The sequence below is a fragment of the Streptomyces sp. NPDC020597 genome (genome assembly GCF_044335095.1).
Lineage (GTDB): Bacteria > Actinomycetota > Actinomycetes > Streptomycetales > Streptomycetaceae > Streptomyces.
In genome coordinates this window covers 1-14663 of record NZ_JBIRUL010000050.1, presented here as the reverse complement: position 1 = coordinate 14663, position 14663 = coordinate 1, and the positions used below count along the sequence as shown (strand labels likewise).

Genomic DNA, 14663 nt, shown 5'->3' with positions numbered 1-14663 from the left:
GCCGGGGTCAGGGCAGCCGGGGGAGCGTGTCCCGGGCCGCGTGGCTGAGGACGCGGAGGTCCTCGGCGAACCGTGCGCGGTGGTCCGCGGGAAGCGGCTCCACGAAGTGGCGCCGGATGTTCTCGGCGTGCACCCGGGCGGCCCGCACGACCGTCTCCTCGCCCAGCGCGGTGAGACTGACGAGCTTCGCCCGCCGGTCCGCGGGCGATTCCACCCGCGCCACCAGACCCGCCGCCTCCATCCGGTCCACCAGCCGGGTGGCGCCCCCCGTGGTCAGCACCTGCTCCTGGGCGACGGCCCGCATCGACAGTCCCGGCGTGCCCGCCCGCCCCAGGATCAGCAGCACCTCGAACATCAGATGGCTGATCCCGCACTCCACCTCGAGGGCCCGTCCGAGGATGTACTCGAGCCGGTTGGCCGCACCCTGCAAGCGCCCGAACGCCAGGATCAGCTCGTGATCCGCGGCCTCCTTCGCCGTCGTGATCGCCGAATGCTCGCTCACAGCCCCGCAACCCCTCTCGTCGCCCTGCCCCACCGTACCGATCATGTCGCGGCCCGGGAGCCGCCCGTCAGCCGGACGGGACTCAGGGAGAGAGGTCGATCAGCCCCCTGCGAGCCGCCTCCGAGACGGCGGCCGCCCGGTTGTCGACCCCGAGTTTGCGGTAGACGCGCACCAGGTGCGTCTTGACCGTCGCCTCGCTCAGGAAGAGGGCCTGTGCGATGGAACGGTTTCCGTGCCCCTCGGCCATCAGCCGGACGACGTCCAGCTCACGTTGCGTCAGATCCGTGCGCCCGCCGATCACCTGGCCCACGAGACCCTCGACGACCTCCGGCGTCAGACCCATCCCGCCGGCGGCGACGCCGCGCACGGCACGGAACAGCTCCTCGGGCGGCCCGGCCTTCAGCACGTACCCGCGAGCGCCGGCCTCCAGCGCGCGCACGACGTCCGCCCGCCCCGCGTAACTGGTCAGCATGACCACCGGCAGCCCCGGTGACTCGGCCGTCAACCGCCGGACGGCCTCCACGCCGTCCATGCCCCGGCCCGCGCCCGCGAACCGCAGGTCCATCAGGACGACGTCGGGCGCGACCTCCCGCGCCAGACGCACGGCCTCCTCGCCGCTGCCGGCCTCCCCGACCACCTCGATGCCGGGCTCGCCCTCCAGCAGCGCCCGCAGGCCCGCGCGCACTACCACATGGTCGTCCGCGATCAGCAGCCGCACACCGGTCGCCGTCACCGGGTCACGCCCGTGACCGCGGGCAGCGCACGGCCCGACGTGCGCCGGGCCGCGACCACGGCCCGGATCCGCGTGCCCCGGCCCGGCTCGCTGTCGACATGCAGGTCACCGTCCAGCTCACGCAGCCTGGCCCGCGCCGCCGGCAGACCGAGGCCCCGGCCCCGCGCCGTGGCCGCGCCCGCGGCGTCCGGGACGAAACCGACGCCGTCGTCCAGCAGCTCCAGCTCGAGAGCACCCTGCCGCTGACGGAGCGTCACCAGCACGTTCCCGGCGCGCGCGTGCTCCCTGACATTGGCGAGCGAGCTCTGGGCGACCCGGAACAGGGTGGCCGCGGCCTCCACGCTCACCTCCGCCGGGTGGGCTCCCACCGAACGGAACGTCACGCACCCGGCCGTCCCCTCCTGCTGTGCGCGACCGCACAGAAGCCTCAACGAGTCCTCGAGGCCGGACTCGACCACGGCGGACGGTGTGAGGTCGTTAATGATCCGCCGGGTCTCCGCGAGGCCCGCGTCCAGACCGTCGACGGCCGCGCGGACCCGGTCGCGTGCGGCGTCCGGACGTTCCGTCAGATCCCGTTCCGCGGCGTGCAGCAGCATCAGATGGCCGGCGAGTTCCTGCGCGAGGGTGTCGTGCAGATCCCTGGCGATCCGCTCGCGCTCCGCCAGCGCGCCCGCCCTGCGCTGTTCGTCCGCCAGGACGCGCCGCGTCCCGCGCAGCTCCGCCAGCAGCCGCTGACGCTCCGCCGCGTCCCGCTGCATCGCGCGGTACAACGTCACGGTCCCCCATACGGCCGCCACGGGGATCAGGACCAGCTCGGCGTCGAATCCCCCCGCCTGGTGGCTCAGCCGGCCGAACAGCACCGCGGTGATGCCGGCCAGCGCGACCGTCGCGCCGCGCCGGCCGAGGGCGCGCAGGACCAGGCAGGCCAGCGGCACACCGCACCAGGCGTAGGCGGCGGCCAGGGGCGGCGGGTTGAGAACCATGAGCGCGGTCCAGAGCAGCAGCAGGGTGCTCACCCACAGACGGCGGGCCGGCCGGCCGAAACTGCTCCACATCATGAGGCCCGCCGCATAGACCACGGCGAGCAGTCCGCTGACGGCCACGATCTCCGTGCACAGCTCGTTCGGCTCACGGACGAGGCGGACCGACGCGGCGCCGACGACTGAGAAGAAGACGAGATGCGGGACGCGGTCCAGCGTCGACAGGGCGCCGCGGCGGGCCGACGACAGGGTGCGGACGGAGACGTGGTCGGTCACGGCGAACTCCCCTGGGCGGATGATCCACTCGGACAGGCGCCCGAGTCTATCCACCGCCGCTGCGGGCCGTGTCCGGCCAGGACCGCCGGCCGCCGGTCGTCTCCCGGCGCGCCGGCGGCCCCCGCCGCGCGGACTGATCCGCGCGGGCTACGCCCCCGGGTGCAGCCCCAGTCGGCCGGGAGTCGGCTCGCCCTGGACCTCGCCGAAGTACAGGGCGAAGGTCTGCTTCCAGCGCTCGACCTGCGCCCGGTCCGCCATGAAGCGGGGGAAGCCGTCCAGGTTGCCGTTCGGGTACTCCCAGATCCGCTTCAGGCCGCTGGGCGGGGTGACGTCGGTGCGCACGGACCAGCCGTTGAAGGAGCCGTTCTGCACATCCAAAGACAGCTGCCAGTTGAGGAACAGCTTGGCGGCCGTGGGATGGGCGGCCTGCTTGAGGATCGCCGCGCGCTGCCCCCACGACATGAACGGGTGGCCGTCGGCGACGACGAAGCGGACCGGTGAGGACGACGGCGCGGTCAGCGTGCCCGCGCCGCCGATGCCGATCGCCTTCTCGCCGGCGGCCACGGCCGCCCCGGGCGAGTGGCTGCCCCGGGCGAAGCGCACGTCCTGGGCGGCGAGCTTCGCCGCCCACTGCCACCCGTACTTGCGCACGTACAGGGAGTACAGGTACAGCACCGCGTCGTCGTCGTGCGGGTACGAGGAGGCGATCCGCCCCTTCCACCGGGGGTCGACGAGGTCGAGCGGGGTACGCGGCGGGTGGCCGCCGGCCGCCGCCGGGCCGTACATGAAGCTGAAGGCGAGGGCGGAGACGGCCACCCACGCGCCCTCGGGGTCCTTGAAACCGTCGTGCACCTGGGAGAACCCGGCGGGCCGGTAGTGCAGCAGACGGCCCTGGTCCTTCCAGCGCGTGAAGTCCTGGAGGGTCTGGAGCTGCATGACGTCCGGCACCACGCTGCCGGTCGCGAACTGGTTGTCGAGGCGGACGTCGTGGAACTTGCTGTAGTCGACGACGAGCGTCAGGTCGATGTCCGGGAAGCGGTTGCGGAACGCGGCCTTCGTGAAGTCCTGCTGGGTGGGGGTGTCGCCTCCGGCGTACACCACGAGCCTGCCGCCTTCCGCGACGGCGGCCCGGTACAGCTCGTCGAGCGTCCTGGTCTCCTCGGCCCCCGCGCCTGGGCGGCGCAGGGGGGCGGAGGGGGCGGCGGCCGCCGGGGTCGCGTTCGCACCGGCCGCGCCGAGACCGAGAGCGGCGCCGGCGCCCGTGGCGAGGACATGTCGTCTGCTGAGAAAACCGGACATGCTGAACAGGCCTCTCTGAGGGGGTGGCATGGGGCCCGGCGCCTGGGCCCTGCCAGTGTGGGCGGGACCGGCTCCGTCCCGCGTCGCCCGTTCGCATCGACCGGGGCGGCGAACGGCGGAACCCGATGTCAACCGAACGGTTGAACGGACCTGGCGGCGGTGTGTGAGCGCCGCGATCGCCTGCGCGTCGGATTCCGTCCGCCGAGGACTGGCTCGGGCGTCGGCCGGGAGGCACGCTGGAGGTGTGGCCAGTGCTCCGATCGTCGTCCACCGGCCGTCCCCTTCGGGCGGCCGTCGGGTGACCGTGCACACCGGCGGGCGGGACGAGATCCTCGGCACGGCCTACTCGGACCACGACCTGACCGTGTTCCTCGAAGGGGCCGGCGTCGCCGACCCGGCCGATGTGCTCGACGACGCACGATGGGTCGAGTGGCGGGGAGGCAGGCCTCATCAGTGGTCGGCGGCCTGACGGCGAGGCCTCCCGACGCGGCCCGCCTCACGCTCCCGTCCGTCCTCGCCCGCAGGCGCGTGGCCGCGGGACGGTACGCCGAGATGGTGAAGTCGTGAGGAATCACTCCGGACGTTGCATGGGACCGGACGATGAGAGATGGTTGCCGTATGGCAACCATCTCTGATCGACGGAGAGGCGGTGGGGTGCGCGCGGCGCTCCCCGGCTCGTGACTGCTTCCCCGGATATCTCCGACATTCCGCGCGGTACCGGCGTGGGCACGGCGTGGAACGCCGCCCCGTTCCCCGTCCTCGTCGTCGACGGCGGCGGGACCGTCGTCGAGGCCAACCACGCGGCCCGCGGCCTGTTCTCCCGGCAGGCCGGGGACGGCGTCACCGAGGGCGGCCTGCCGCACTGGCTCGCGAAGGCGCACGGCGGCCTGCGGGCGGCCGGAGCGCCGTCGGGCGGCGTCCGCGGCGCGATCGCGGACCGCACGTTCGCGGCGCACCCCTCGCCCGGCGAGAGCGGGACCGTGGTGTGGTGGCTGGTGGAGGACACCGATCTCCGCTCGGCGCAGCGGGCCCTGAGCAGCGAACGCGAACGCACCGCACTGCTCGCCGACGTCTCCGGCGCGCTGCTGTCCTCACTGAACGTGGACCGCTGCACGGAGGTGACGGCGAGGATGGCCGCCGATCATCTGGCCGACGCGGCGGTCATCGTCGCCCCTGCCCGAGGACGCCGCCACGCGCTGACGTATGCGCAGGCGGGCGGCGCGGTCACCCGGACCGTGGCACAGGTCGAGTCGGCGGCGGTGCCCGGACTCGCGGAGGCCCTGCAGGGATTCCCGCCCGTCCCCACCCGCTGGATCGACCCGGAGGGCCTGCCGGACTGGATCCTCCCGCCCGGTTTCGACGGCCCGGTCGGCTCCGTGATCATCACCCCGCTGCCCGGCCACGGGGTTCCGGCCGGAGTGCTGATGCTGCTGCGCTCCGACCCCCACCGTGCGTTCACGGACGGCGAGGAGGTCTTCGCCGGGCTGTTCGCCGCGCGGGCCGGTGCGGCCCTTTCCGCGGCGCGTCTGTACGCGGAGCAGGCGTCCATCACGGCCACGCTGCTGAGGGAATTGCTGCCCCCGAGGCTGGAGCGGGTCCACGGCGTGGAGTACGCGGGCGCCTTCCGGGCGTCACAGGACCACGAGCTCGTCGGCGGTGACTTCTACGACGTCCATCCCGGCGCGGACCCGTCGAAGGAGACGTTCGTCGTCCTGGGCGACGTGGCCGGCAAGGGTCTGGAAGCCGCCGTGCTGACCGGGAAGATCCGCAGTGTGCTGCATGCGCTGGTGCCGCTCTCCGGCGACCACCGGCAGGTCCTCACCCTCCTCAACGACGCGCTCCTCGACTCCGCGCAGACGCGGTTCGCGACGCTGGTGCTGGCCTCCGTGCGCCGCCGGGCGGATCAGGTGGAGCTGCGGCTGACCAGCGCCGGGCATCTGCCGCCGCTGGTCATTCGCGCCGACGGCCGGGTCGAGGAGGCCGCCACCGGCGGAACGCTGGTCGGCGCGCTGCCCGAGGTCACGGCGCGCAGCGCCGACGTGGTCCTGGCGCCGGGGGAGACGTGCCTGCTGTACACGGACGGCGTCACCGAGGCCCGCGGCGGGCCCCTGGGCGACCAGCTCTACGGCGAGGCCCGGCTGCAGACCGCGCTGCGTGAGTGCGCGCGGATGCCCGCCGGGGCGGTGGTGGAGCGCGTCCAGATGCTGGCCGCGCAGTGGCTCGGCGACGGCGGCCACGACGATCTGGCCACCCTCGCGATCACCAACCCCGCCGCCGGCCACGAGCCCGGGGGCGACGTCGACGAGCTCCGGGACCTGCCTCCGCGCCGAGCGCAGCGGTGAGGGCGGGCGCCTTGACCGGCCGCACGGACCTGACGGCGCTGTCGGCCCGGCTGTGGACCGCCGTGATCGACAGGGACGAGCCGGCCGCCGTGCGGATGATGACGGAGGCGGCCGACGCGGGAGCGGACGAGGAGACGCTGCTGCTGGACGTCGTCGCCGGTGTGCAGCATCGCGTGGGGGCGGAGTGGGCCGCCGACCGGATCAGCGTGGCCGCGGAGCACGCCGCCAGCGCGATCACCGACCGGGTCGTCGCCGCCCTCGCCCACCGCCGCCCCACGCCGTCCGGGCCGCACGAGCGAGGGCGGGTCACCGTGGCCTGCGTCGAGGGGGAATGGCATTTCCTCCCCGCCCGGCTGCTCGCCGAAGTGCTCGTCCGGCGCGGCTGGCGGGTGGACTTCCTCGGCGCGCACACCCCCACCCGCCACCTCGTCGCCCACGTGCACCGGACCAACCCCGCCGCCGTGCTGCTGTCGGCCTCGATCCCCACCCATCTGCCCGCCGCGCACAAGGCGGTGACCGCCGTACGGTCCCTCGGCGTCCCCGTCATGGTCGGCGGCGCAGCGTTCGGCCCGGACGGCCGCTACGCACGCCTCGTCCAGGCCGACCTCTGGGCCGCCGACGCCCGCGCCGCCGCGGACCGTCTCGCCCGGGGCGTCACCCCGCCCGGCGCCGACCGGCGCCACCGCAGCCACGACCTCTCCCACCTCGCCGACCAGGAGTACACCCTCGTCAAGAGCGGCCGGGCCACCCTGGTCCGAGAGTGCGTCAGCGACCTGGACGAGCGCTGGCCCGCGATGCGTTCCTACACGGCCGCCCAGCGTGAACGCACCGCCGAGGACCTCGCCCACATCGTCGACTTCCTGGCCACCGCCCTCTACGTCGACGACGCCGACCTGTTCACGACGTTCACCACGTGGAGCGTCGGCATCCTCACCGCCCGCCGTGTCCCCGCCCACGGCCTGCGCCTCGGGCTGGGCGTCCTGGCCGAGCGGCTGCACGACTTCCCCCGCGCTCTCGCCTTCCTCCGCACGGCGGCCGACGCCCTGCCCGCGCCGCCCGCCGATCGCGAGCGGCGGTGAGGAAAGGACCCTGCCGAAGCCGCGGGGAAAGGCCGAGGCGGGATGCCCGGCCGCGGGCGGTCCTCTGTGAACGCCGTCGTCAGGAGAGGGCTTCACAGGAGAGCCTTATAGGAGGGCCTTATGAGGCACATCGGGATTGCGTCTTGGACGGGCTGCACGGCCCGCTGCTGCAATCGGCCGTATGACACACCAGAGCCACCGCATCGCCCTCATCCCCGGTGACGGCATCGGGACCGAGGTCCTGCCGCCCGCCCGGCGCGTCCTGGACGCCGTCGGACGCCGCCACGGAATCGGCTTCTCCTACACCTCCTACGACTGGTCCTGCGAGCGCTACGTGCGCGAGGGCTCGATGATGCCCGAGGACGGCCTTGACCGGCTGCGCGAGGCGGACGCGATCCTGCTGGGGGCCGTCGGCTACCCGGGCGTGCCGGACCATGTCTCGCTGTGGGGATTGCTGATCCCCATCCGCCGAGCCTTCCGCCAGTACGTCAACCTGCGGCCGATCCGGGTTTTCGAGGGCGTGGACAGCCCGCTGCGCAGTGCCGCCGGGGGCGAGATCGACCTCGTCGTCGTGCGGGAGAACGTCGAGGGCGAGTACAGCGAGATCGGCGGCCGGCTCAACCAGGGCACTCCCGAGGAACTGGCCGTCCAGGAGGCGGTGTTCACCCGGGCCGGGGTCACCCGGATCGCCGACTACGCGTTCTCGCTCGCCGCCCGCCGCCGGGGGAGGGTCACCTCCGCCACCAAGTCCAACGGCATCATCCACACCATGCCGTTCTGGGACGAGCTGATCGCCGAGCGTGCCGCCGAGCACCCCGGCGTCGCCTGGGACCAGGAGCACATCGACGCGCTGGCCGCCAAGTTCGTCCTCGACCCCGCCCGCTTCGACGTCGTCGTCGCCTCCAACCTGTTCGGCGACATCCTCAGCGACCTCGCCGCCGCGGTCGCCGGATCCATCGGCATCGCCCCGGCGGCCAACCTCAACCCCGAGCGGGACTTCCCCTCGATGTTCGAGCCGGTGCACGGCTCCGCGCCCGACATCGCGGGCCAGGGCATCGCCAACCCGTTGGGCGCCATCTGGTCCGCGGCCCTGATGCTCGACCACCTCGGCCACCCCGAGGCCGCCCGGGACGTCGACGACGCGATCACCGCCGTCCTGGCCACGTCGGATGTGCGCACCCGCGACCTGGGCGGCGCGGCGACCACGGCAGAGTTCACCGAGAAGCTGCTGGAACTTCTCTGACCGTCCCGTCCGGGCGACGGCGACGTCATCACCCGACGCCCCCCGCGCCGGTACGAGCGAAGGTCTCCGACGGCTCCCCGCACCGATCGGGGCCGTCGAGGTCGCCCTGGCCGCACGCCTGACACAACGTCCGAACAGCGAGTCCGCGACGGACAGATCACCCGTGGGCTCAGTGCCGGGCCACGGAAATACTCAAGGGCTCCGAGACGCGCGATCAGTCCGATCGAACGCGGCCCGGACGCCCGGTATGTCCGCTCCCGATTTTCGTCCTCACCTGCACCGGAGGCACAGCGTGTCGCTCCTGAAGACCATCGATCCCCACCCCTCCTTCGCGCCCCAGGAGTCCGGCCCACTGCCGGAACGCCTGATCTGCGGCGACCCGACGTACAAGACCTGGTCCCAGGACGCCGCCCGCGGGGAGACGATCAAGACGGGCGTCTGGGAGGCCACGCCCGGCGAGACGCGCTCCATCAAGGGTGAGACCTTCGAGTTCTGCCACATCCTGTCCGGCGTCATCGAGATCACGCCGGAAGGCGGCGTGCCGGTGGTCTACAAGGCGGGGGACAGCTTCGTCATGAAGCCTGGCTTCGTCGGAGTCTGGAAGACCGTCGAAACCGTGCGCAAGATCTACCTGACCGTTTCCTAGCCAGGACCCGGCTCCGCGAAGCGGTACGGGGGATGGGACCGGGCGGCTGCCGCCCGGTCCCATCCATGTCTGTCCGGGGCCAGCCGACGCGCCGCCGTTCAGAGCGAGAAAGGCGAATGGCTTGCGCCCCGGCCGGTGGGAGTCACCGGCCGGGGCGCAAGCCACTCGCCTTCATGCGGGTTGCGTGTCGTCGACCACGTATCCGCGCCGCTTGTCCACCACGTTGCGCAGCGGCCGGCCCTCGAGGTGGCGGGCGAAGTTGTCGAGAAATACCTCGACGAGCGCCTCCCGCTCGTCGGTGGTCTCGCCCGCGGTGTGCGGGGAGATCACCACGCCGGGCATGTCCCACAGAGGTGATTCGGCAGGCAGCGGTTCCCGGGCGAACACGTCCAAAGCAGCGCCGGCGAGCCGTCCTGCGGCGAGGTGGTCGACCAGTGCCTCCTCGTCGACGAGTCCGCCACGGCCTACGTTGATCAGCCGCGCCCCCGGTTTCATGGCGGCGAGCACGGGGGCGTCGACCATGCCCCGGGTGTCCTGGGTCAGGGGAGCGGCCAAGACGAGGTAGTCCGCGTCCGCCAGGGCGGAGCGCAGGGTCCTCGCCCCGTGGACCGTGCCGAAGTCCGGGTCGTCCGTGCGGGGCCTGCGGCCCGCACCGCTCACCCGCATCCCGACGGCGCGCAGCAGCCGGGCGATGGCACGGCCGATCGGCCCCGTCCCCCAGACCAGCACGGTGCGTCCGGTGATGCCGTCGCTGGGGCGCGGACGCCACTCGCGGCGCCGCTGGTGCTCCCAGGTGCCGGGGAAGTCCTTGGCGAGGGCCAGGATCAGGCCGAGGACGTACTCGGCCGTCGGCTGCTCGTAGACCCCGCGAGCGTTGGTCAGGACCACCTGTGGATCGTCCACCAGGGCGGGGAACAGGAAGGAGTCCACGCCCGCGGAGGACGCGTGGACCCAGCGGGGCGCCTTCCGCGGGTCGTCGGGCCACGCCTCCCGGATGGCCGGGGTGATGTTCACCCAGGTCAGGAGGATGTCGGCGCCGGGGAGCAGGTAGGGCAGTTCCTCCTCGGTGGCGTAGACGGTGTCCGCGAGGCGTTCGATGTGTGCGGGGGCGGGGGGCCGGTTGCCGCGGTAGAGGACGACGAGTCGGTCGCGCATGTCAGGCTCCGACGGGAACGGCCAGGTACTTGTACTCGAGGAACTCGTCGATGCCGACGCGTCCGCCTTCGCGGCCGAGGCCGGACTGCTTGACGCCGCCGAAGGGCGCGGCGGGGTTGGAGACCAGTCCGGTGTTGATGCCGATCATGCCGCTTTCGAGGCGTTCGGCGACACGCAGGGCACGGTCGAGGTTCTGGGTGAACAGGTAGGCGGCCAGGCCGAATTCGGTGTCGTTGGCGGCGGCTACGGCCTCGTCCTCGGTCTCGAAGGCGCGGATCGCGGCGACGGGGCCGAAGATCTCGGTGTCGATGATCGCGGCGTCGGGGGCGATCCCGGTGAGGACGGTGGGCGGGTAGAAGCACCCGGGTCCCTCGGGGAGTTCACCGCCGGTGAGGACGGTGGCACCGCGCTTGACGGCGTCCCGTACCAGGTCGTGGGCCTTGCTGCGGCCGGCGACGTCGATGAGTGGGCCGACGTCGGTGCCGGGCTCGGTGCCGGGCCCGACGGTGAGGGCGGCCATGCGGTGGGCGAGACGGGAGGCGAACTCCTCGGCGACGGAGGCGTGGACGAAGATGCGGTTGGCCGCACAGCAGGACTCGCCCATGTTGCGCATCTTGGCGACCATGGCGCCCTCGACGGCCACGTCGAGGTCGGCGTCGTCGAACACGATGAGGGGGGCGTTGCCGCCCAGTTCCATGGAGGTGCGGATGACGGTGTCGGCGCACTGGGCCAGCAGGATCCGGCCGACCTGGGTGGAGCCGGTGAAGGAGAGTTTGCGGATCTTCCCGCCGCGCAGGAGCGGCTCGACCACGCCGGCGGCGTCGGTGGTGGTGACGACGTTGAGGACACCGTCGGGCAGACCGGCTTCCGCGAGGATCGCGGCGAGGGCGAGGCTCGTCAGGGGGGTCTGGGGGGCGGGTTTGAGGACGATGGTGCAGCCGGCGGCGATGGCGGGGCCGATCTTGCGGGTGCCCATCGCCAGGGGGAAGTTCCAGGGGGTGATGAGCAGGCAGGGGCCGACGGGCTGACGGGTGACCAGCAGCCGGTTCCTGCCGTCGGGGGCGGTCATCATGCCGCCGTCGACGCGGACGGCTTCCTCGGAGAACCAGCGGAAGAACTCCGCACCGTAGGCGACCTCGGCACGCGCCTCCGCCAGGGGCTTGCCCATCTCCAGAGTCATCAGCAGCGCCAGGTCCTCGGTGCGCGCGACGATGATGTCGTAGGCGCGGCGCAGGATCTCGCTGCGCACCCGCGGCGCGGTGGCGGCCCAGGCGGCCTGCGCGGCGACTGCCGCATCGAGGGCACGCCGGCCGTCGGCGGGTGAGGCGTCGGCGACCTGGCACAGTTCCTCGCCGGTGGCCGGGTCGTCGACGGACAGGGTCCGGCCGGACTCGGCGTCCTGCCAGGCGCCGCCGATGAACAGCTGCTTGGGAACATCACGGACGACAGTCATCGTGGGTATCTCCTTGTGGGTGTAGAGAGGCTGCCGACCGGTCAGCGGATGCGGTCGAGCGTCTTGTAGTAGGCGCCCGCGAAGGGCAGGAACCAGGCGGTGCCGTTGTAGAGGGGGATGCGGGGCGGGGCGATGTCGCGGACGGGGCTGGCCTCGGGGTGGCCGTCCATCACCTCGGCCATGACCTGCCCCATGTGGGTGGCCATCTGCACGCCGTGGCCGGCGTATCCCATGGAGTAGTGGACGCCGTCCTCGGTCTGCCCGGCGTGCACGATGCGGTCCATGGCGAAGCCGACGGAGCCGCCCCACACGTACTCGATCCTGGTGCGGGAGAGCTGGGGGAAGATCTCGCACATCTCACGGAACAGAACCTGTCCGCTCTTCTTGTCCGAGGTGGGGTCGGACGGTGCGAAGCGGGCGCGGCCGCCGAACAGCAGCCGGTTGTCCGGGGTGAGCCGGAAGTAGTGGCAGACCTGGTTGGAGTCGACGATCAGGCGGGCCTTGGGGATGATGTCCCGGGCGAGCTCCTCGCCGAGCGGCTCGGTCACGATGATGAAGCTGCCCAGGCAGACCTGCTGGCGGCGCAGCCAGGGGAAGTTCTTGTCGGTGTAGGCGTCGGTGGCCATCATGACCTGCCCGGCGCGGATCACCCCGCGTTCGGTGCTGACCTCGTACCGTCCGGCGGCGGTACGCCGCACGCCGATGGCCGCGTTGCGCTCGTGGATCTCGACACCGGTGCGCTCGCATGCCTCGGCCATGCCGCGCACGAAGCGGCCGACGTGCAGGGCGGCGCTGAACGGGTCGAGCAGGCCGCCGTGGTAGGCGTCGGATCCGATCTCGGAACGCAGCTCGGACTTACCGATCAGAGTCGTCTCGTGTCCGAAGTACTTGGCCAGGTCGCGCTGTTGGCTCTTCTTGCTCTCGAAGTGCGAGGGGCGGGACGCGACGCCCAGGCGTCCGACGCGACGGAACTGGCAGTCGATGGACTCCTCGTTCACGAGCCGCTCGACGGTGTCCACGGCCTCGCCGTAGGAGTTGTAGATCTCGCGGGCCCGTTCGAGTCCGTACCGGCGGATGGCCTGGCGTACGCCGACGGTGAAGCCCAGGTTCGCCATGCCGCCGTTGCGCGCGGAGGCGCCGGAGCCGATCTGGCCCTTCTCGACGAGGGTGACGCGGGCGCCCTTGCGGGCGGAGTGCAGGGCGGTGGACAGACCCGTCAGACCGGCACCGACGACCACCAGGTCGGTGTCCTCGGTCAGCGGCTTGCCGGACCGGTCGGGAAACGCCCCAGCCGTTTCTATCCAGTAGGGAATCGTCTTCATGTCGGGTCCTTAGCGGGGAGTTTCGAAGTGGGGGGCGGCCGGGCACCACTGGGAGCCCGGCCGGGCGGCGCTGTCGGCGCCGGTCGGCCCGTGCCGGCGAGAGGCTCGGGGCGAGGGGTTGGGGTGAGGACCGTGCTGACCTCGCGTGTGGGGCCGCTGTCAGAGCACTCTTTCGAGGAAGGCCTGGGTGCGTTTCTCGCGGGGGTTGGCGAGGACTTCGCGTGCGTCGCCGCGTTCGACGGCGATGCCTTCGTCCATGAAGAGGATCTCGTCGGCGACTTCGCGGGCGAAGGCCATCTCGTGGGTGACCAGGAGCATGGTCATGCCGTTGCCGGCGAGGTCGCGCATGACGGCGAGGACTTCGCCGACGCGTTCGGGGTCGAGGGCGCTGGTGGGTTCGTCGAAGAGCATGATGGTGGGTTCCATCGCGAGGGCGCGGGCGATGGCGACGCGTTGCTGCTGGCCGCCGGAGAGTTGGGCGGGGTATTTGTGGCCGCACCCTTCGAGGCCGACCTTGGCCAGCAGGTGCTGTGCCCGTTCCCTACAGGCTTGGCGGTTCTTCTTCTGCACCAGGACCGGTCCGGACATGACGTTGCTCTCGGCGGTCATGTTGGGGAAGAGGTTGAACTGCTGGAAGACCATGCCGATGCGGGCGCGTTGCTCGGCCAGTCGTTTGGGGCGCACGGCGTGGTAGGCGTCGTCCTTCTCGATGTAGCCGAAGTCCTCTCCGTTGACTTTCAGGACGCCGCGGTCGACGGCCTCCAGTCCGTTGACGCATCGCAGCAGGGTGGATTTACCTGATCCGCTGGGGCCGATGATGCAGGAGATCTCTCCGGCGGCGACGGTGAGGTCGATGTCGCGCAGGACCTGGTGGCGTCCGAAGCTCTTGCACAGTTTGCGTGCGACGATCGTTCCGTCGGCGTTCACAGCAGGGACTCCCTCGTGGTGGCAACGGGCTGGCCGGCCCCGGGCTCGGTCGAGGCGGCGGCGGGGGTGAGCCGTGTCCGGGTGGAGCGGGAGAAGCGGCGCTCGATCATGGACTGGGGCACGCTGAGGACCAGTGTCATGATCAGGTACCAGAGGCTGGCGACGATCAGCAGCGGGATGGTCTGGTAGTTGCGGGCGTAGATGGCCTGGGCGCTCTGCAGCAGGTCGGCGACGCCCAGGACGCTGACCAGGGAGGTCTCCTTGAGCATGCCGATCACCTGGTTGCCGGTGGCGGGGATGATCGCGGGCATGGTCTGCGGGATGATCACGTGGCGGAGTTTGGTGAACCCGGACATGCCCAGGGATTCGGCGGCCTCGTGCTGTCCGCGGCTGACCGAGGCGAACCCGCCGCGGATGATTTCCGACATGTAGGCGGCCTGGTTCAGGGTGAGTCCCACCACGGCGGCGGTCATCGGCGTCATGATCGCGTTCACGTTCACCGGGGTGGACACGTCGGTGAACGGGATGCCGACCGACAGGTTCGGGTAGAGCGCGGCGATGTTGAACCAGAAGATCAGCTGCACGAGCACCGGGGTGCCGCGGAAGAAGGCGATGTAGAGCTGGGCGAGGCCGGAGACGGGCCGCTGGGGCGACATGCGCATCACCGCCAGCACCAGCCCCAGCAGCGTGCCCAGGGCCATGCTCG

At 72.0% G+C, this 14663-nt stretch carries 14 protein-coding genes; 5 read left to right on the top strand and 9 right to left on the bottom strand.

The features are described from left to right. Positions 1 to 7 precede the first annotated feature (7 nt). The 4 genes from ACH4ZA_RS38740 to ACH4ZA_RS38725 all read right to left on the bottom strand — a co-directional run bounded on the left by ACH4ZA_RS38740 (position 8) and on the right by ACH4ZA_RS38725 (position 3790). Positions 8 to 502: a MarR family winged helix-turn-helix transcriptional regulator gene (locus ACH4ZA_RS38740; protein WP_398433720.1), complete on the bottom strand. Its 495-nt coding sequence runs from the start codon at positions 500 to 502 to the stop codon at positions 8 to 10. Positions 503 to 584: 82 nt separating this feature from the next. Further along, the gene (locus ACH4ZA_RS38735) at positions 585 to 1235 is read right to left on the bottom strand and encodes a response regulator (RefSeq protein WP_398433719.1); all 651 of its coding nucleotides are present in this window, start codon (positions 1233 to 1235) and stop codon (positions 585 to 587) included. Then, entirely contained in the window at positions 1232 to 2491 is a 1260-nt protein-coding gene (locus ACH4ZA_RS38730; protein WP_398433718.1) for a sensor histidine kinase, read from the bottom strand. The genes ACH4ZA_RS38735 and ACH4ZA_RS38730 overlap by 4 nt, the downstream gene beginning before the upstream one ends. A gap of 147 nt (positions 2492 to 2638) precedes the next feature. Continuing rightward, the gene (locus ACH4ZA_RS38725; RefSeq protein ID WP_398433717.1) at positions 2639 to 3790 is read right to left on the bottom strand and encodes an ABC transporter substrate-binding protein; all 1152 of its coding nucleotides are present in this window, start codon (positions 3788 to 3790) and stop codon (positions 2639 to 2641) included. Between the two features lie 244 nt (positions 3791 to 4034). On the opposite strand from ACH4ZA_RS38725, the gene ACH4ZA_RS38720 reads away from it, so the two are divergent. The 5 genes from ACH4ZA_RS38720 to ACH4ZA_RS38700 all read left to right on the top strand — a co-directional run bounded on the left by ACH4ZA_RS38720 (position 4035) and on the right by ACH4ZA_RS38700 (position 9100). Then, positions 4035 to 4259 carry a hypothetical protein gene (locus ACH4ZA_RS38720; protein ID WP_398433716.1) on the top strand — a complete coding sequence of 75 codons (225 nt, stop codon included), beginning with the start codon at positions 4035 to 4037 and terminating at the stop codon, positions 4257 to 4259. A gap of 253 nt (positions 4260 to 4512) precedes the next feature. Beyond that, the gene (locus ACH4ZA_RS38715; protein WP_398433715.1) at positions 4513 to 6132 is read left to right on the top strand and encodes a PP2C family protein-serine/threonine phosphatase; all 1620 of its coding nucleotides are present in this window, start codon (positions 4513 to 4515) and stop codon (positions 6130 to 6132) included. 11 nt (positions 6133 to 6143) lie between these two features. Beyond that, positions 6144 to 7211: a B12-binding domain-containing protein gene (locus ACH4ZA_RS38710; RefSeq protein WP_398433714.1), complete on the top strand. Its 1068-nt coding sequence runs from the start codon at positions 6144 to 6146 to the stop codon at positions 7209 to 7211. Between the two features lie 181 nt (positions 7212 to 7392). Continuing rightward, positions 7393 to 8454, top strand: coding sequence for a tartrate dehydrogenase (locus ACH4ZA_RS38705; RefSeq protein ID WP_398433713.1), 1062 nt, complete (start codon positions 7393 to 7395; stop codon positions 8452 to 8454). 292 nt (positions 8455 to 8746) lie between these two features. Next, positions 8747 to 9100 carry a cupin domain-containing protein gene (locus ACH4ZA_RS38700; RefSeq protein ID WP_398433712.1) on the top strand — a complete coding sequence of 118 codons (354 nt, stop codon included), beginning with the start codon at positions 8747 to 8749 and terminating at the stop codon, positions 9098 to 9100. Positions 9101 to 9271: 171 nt separating this feature from the next. On the opposite strand, the gene ACH4ZA_RS38695 is transcribed toward ACH4ZA_RS38700, so the two are convergent. The 5 genes from ACH4ZA_RS38695 to ACH4ZA_RS38675 all read right to left on the bottom strand — a co-directional run. Further along, the gene (locus ACH4ZA_RS38695) at positions 9272 to 10255 is read right to left on the bottom strand and encodes a D-2-hydroxyacid dehydrogenase (protein WP_398433711.1); all 984 of its coding nucleotides are present in this window, start codon (positions 10253 to 10255) and stop codon (positions 9272 to 9274) included. Position 10256: 1 nt separating this feature from the next. Then, a complete protein-coding gene (locus ACH4ZA_RS38690) occupies positions 10257 to 11708 on the bottom strand; it encodes an NAD-dependent succinate-semialdehyde dehydrogenase (protein ID WP_398433710.1) in 1452 nt (483 codons plus the stop codon). A 41-nt stretch (positions 11709 to 11749) separates the two neighbouring features. Continuing rightward, positions 11750 to 13030 carry an NAD(P)/FAD-dependent oxidoreductase gene (locus tag ACH4ZA_RS38685; protein ID WP_398433709.1) on the bottom strand — a complete coding sequence of 427 codons (1281 nt, stop codon included), beginning with the start codon at positions 13028 to 13030 and terminating at the stop codon, positions 11750 to 11752. A 159-nt stretch (positions 13031 to 13189) separates the two neighbouring features. Beyond that, the gene (locus ACH4ZA_RS38680; protein WP_398433708.1) at positions 13190 to 13957 is read right to left on the bottom strand and encodes an amino acid ABC transporter ATP-binding protein; all 768 of its coding nucleotides are present in this window, start codon (positions 13955 to 13957) and stop codon (positions 13190 to 13192) included. After that, the coding region (locus ACH4ZA_RS38675; RefSeq protein ID WP_398433707.1) for an amino acid ABC transporter permease at positions 13954 to 14663 on the bottom strand (710 nt) is incomplete at its 5' end. The genes ACH4ZA_RS38680 and ACH4ZA_RS38675, both read right to left, overlap by 4 nt.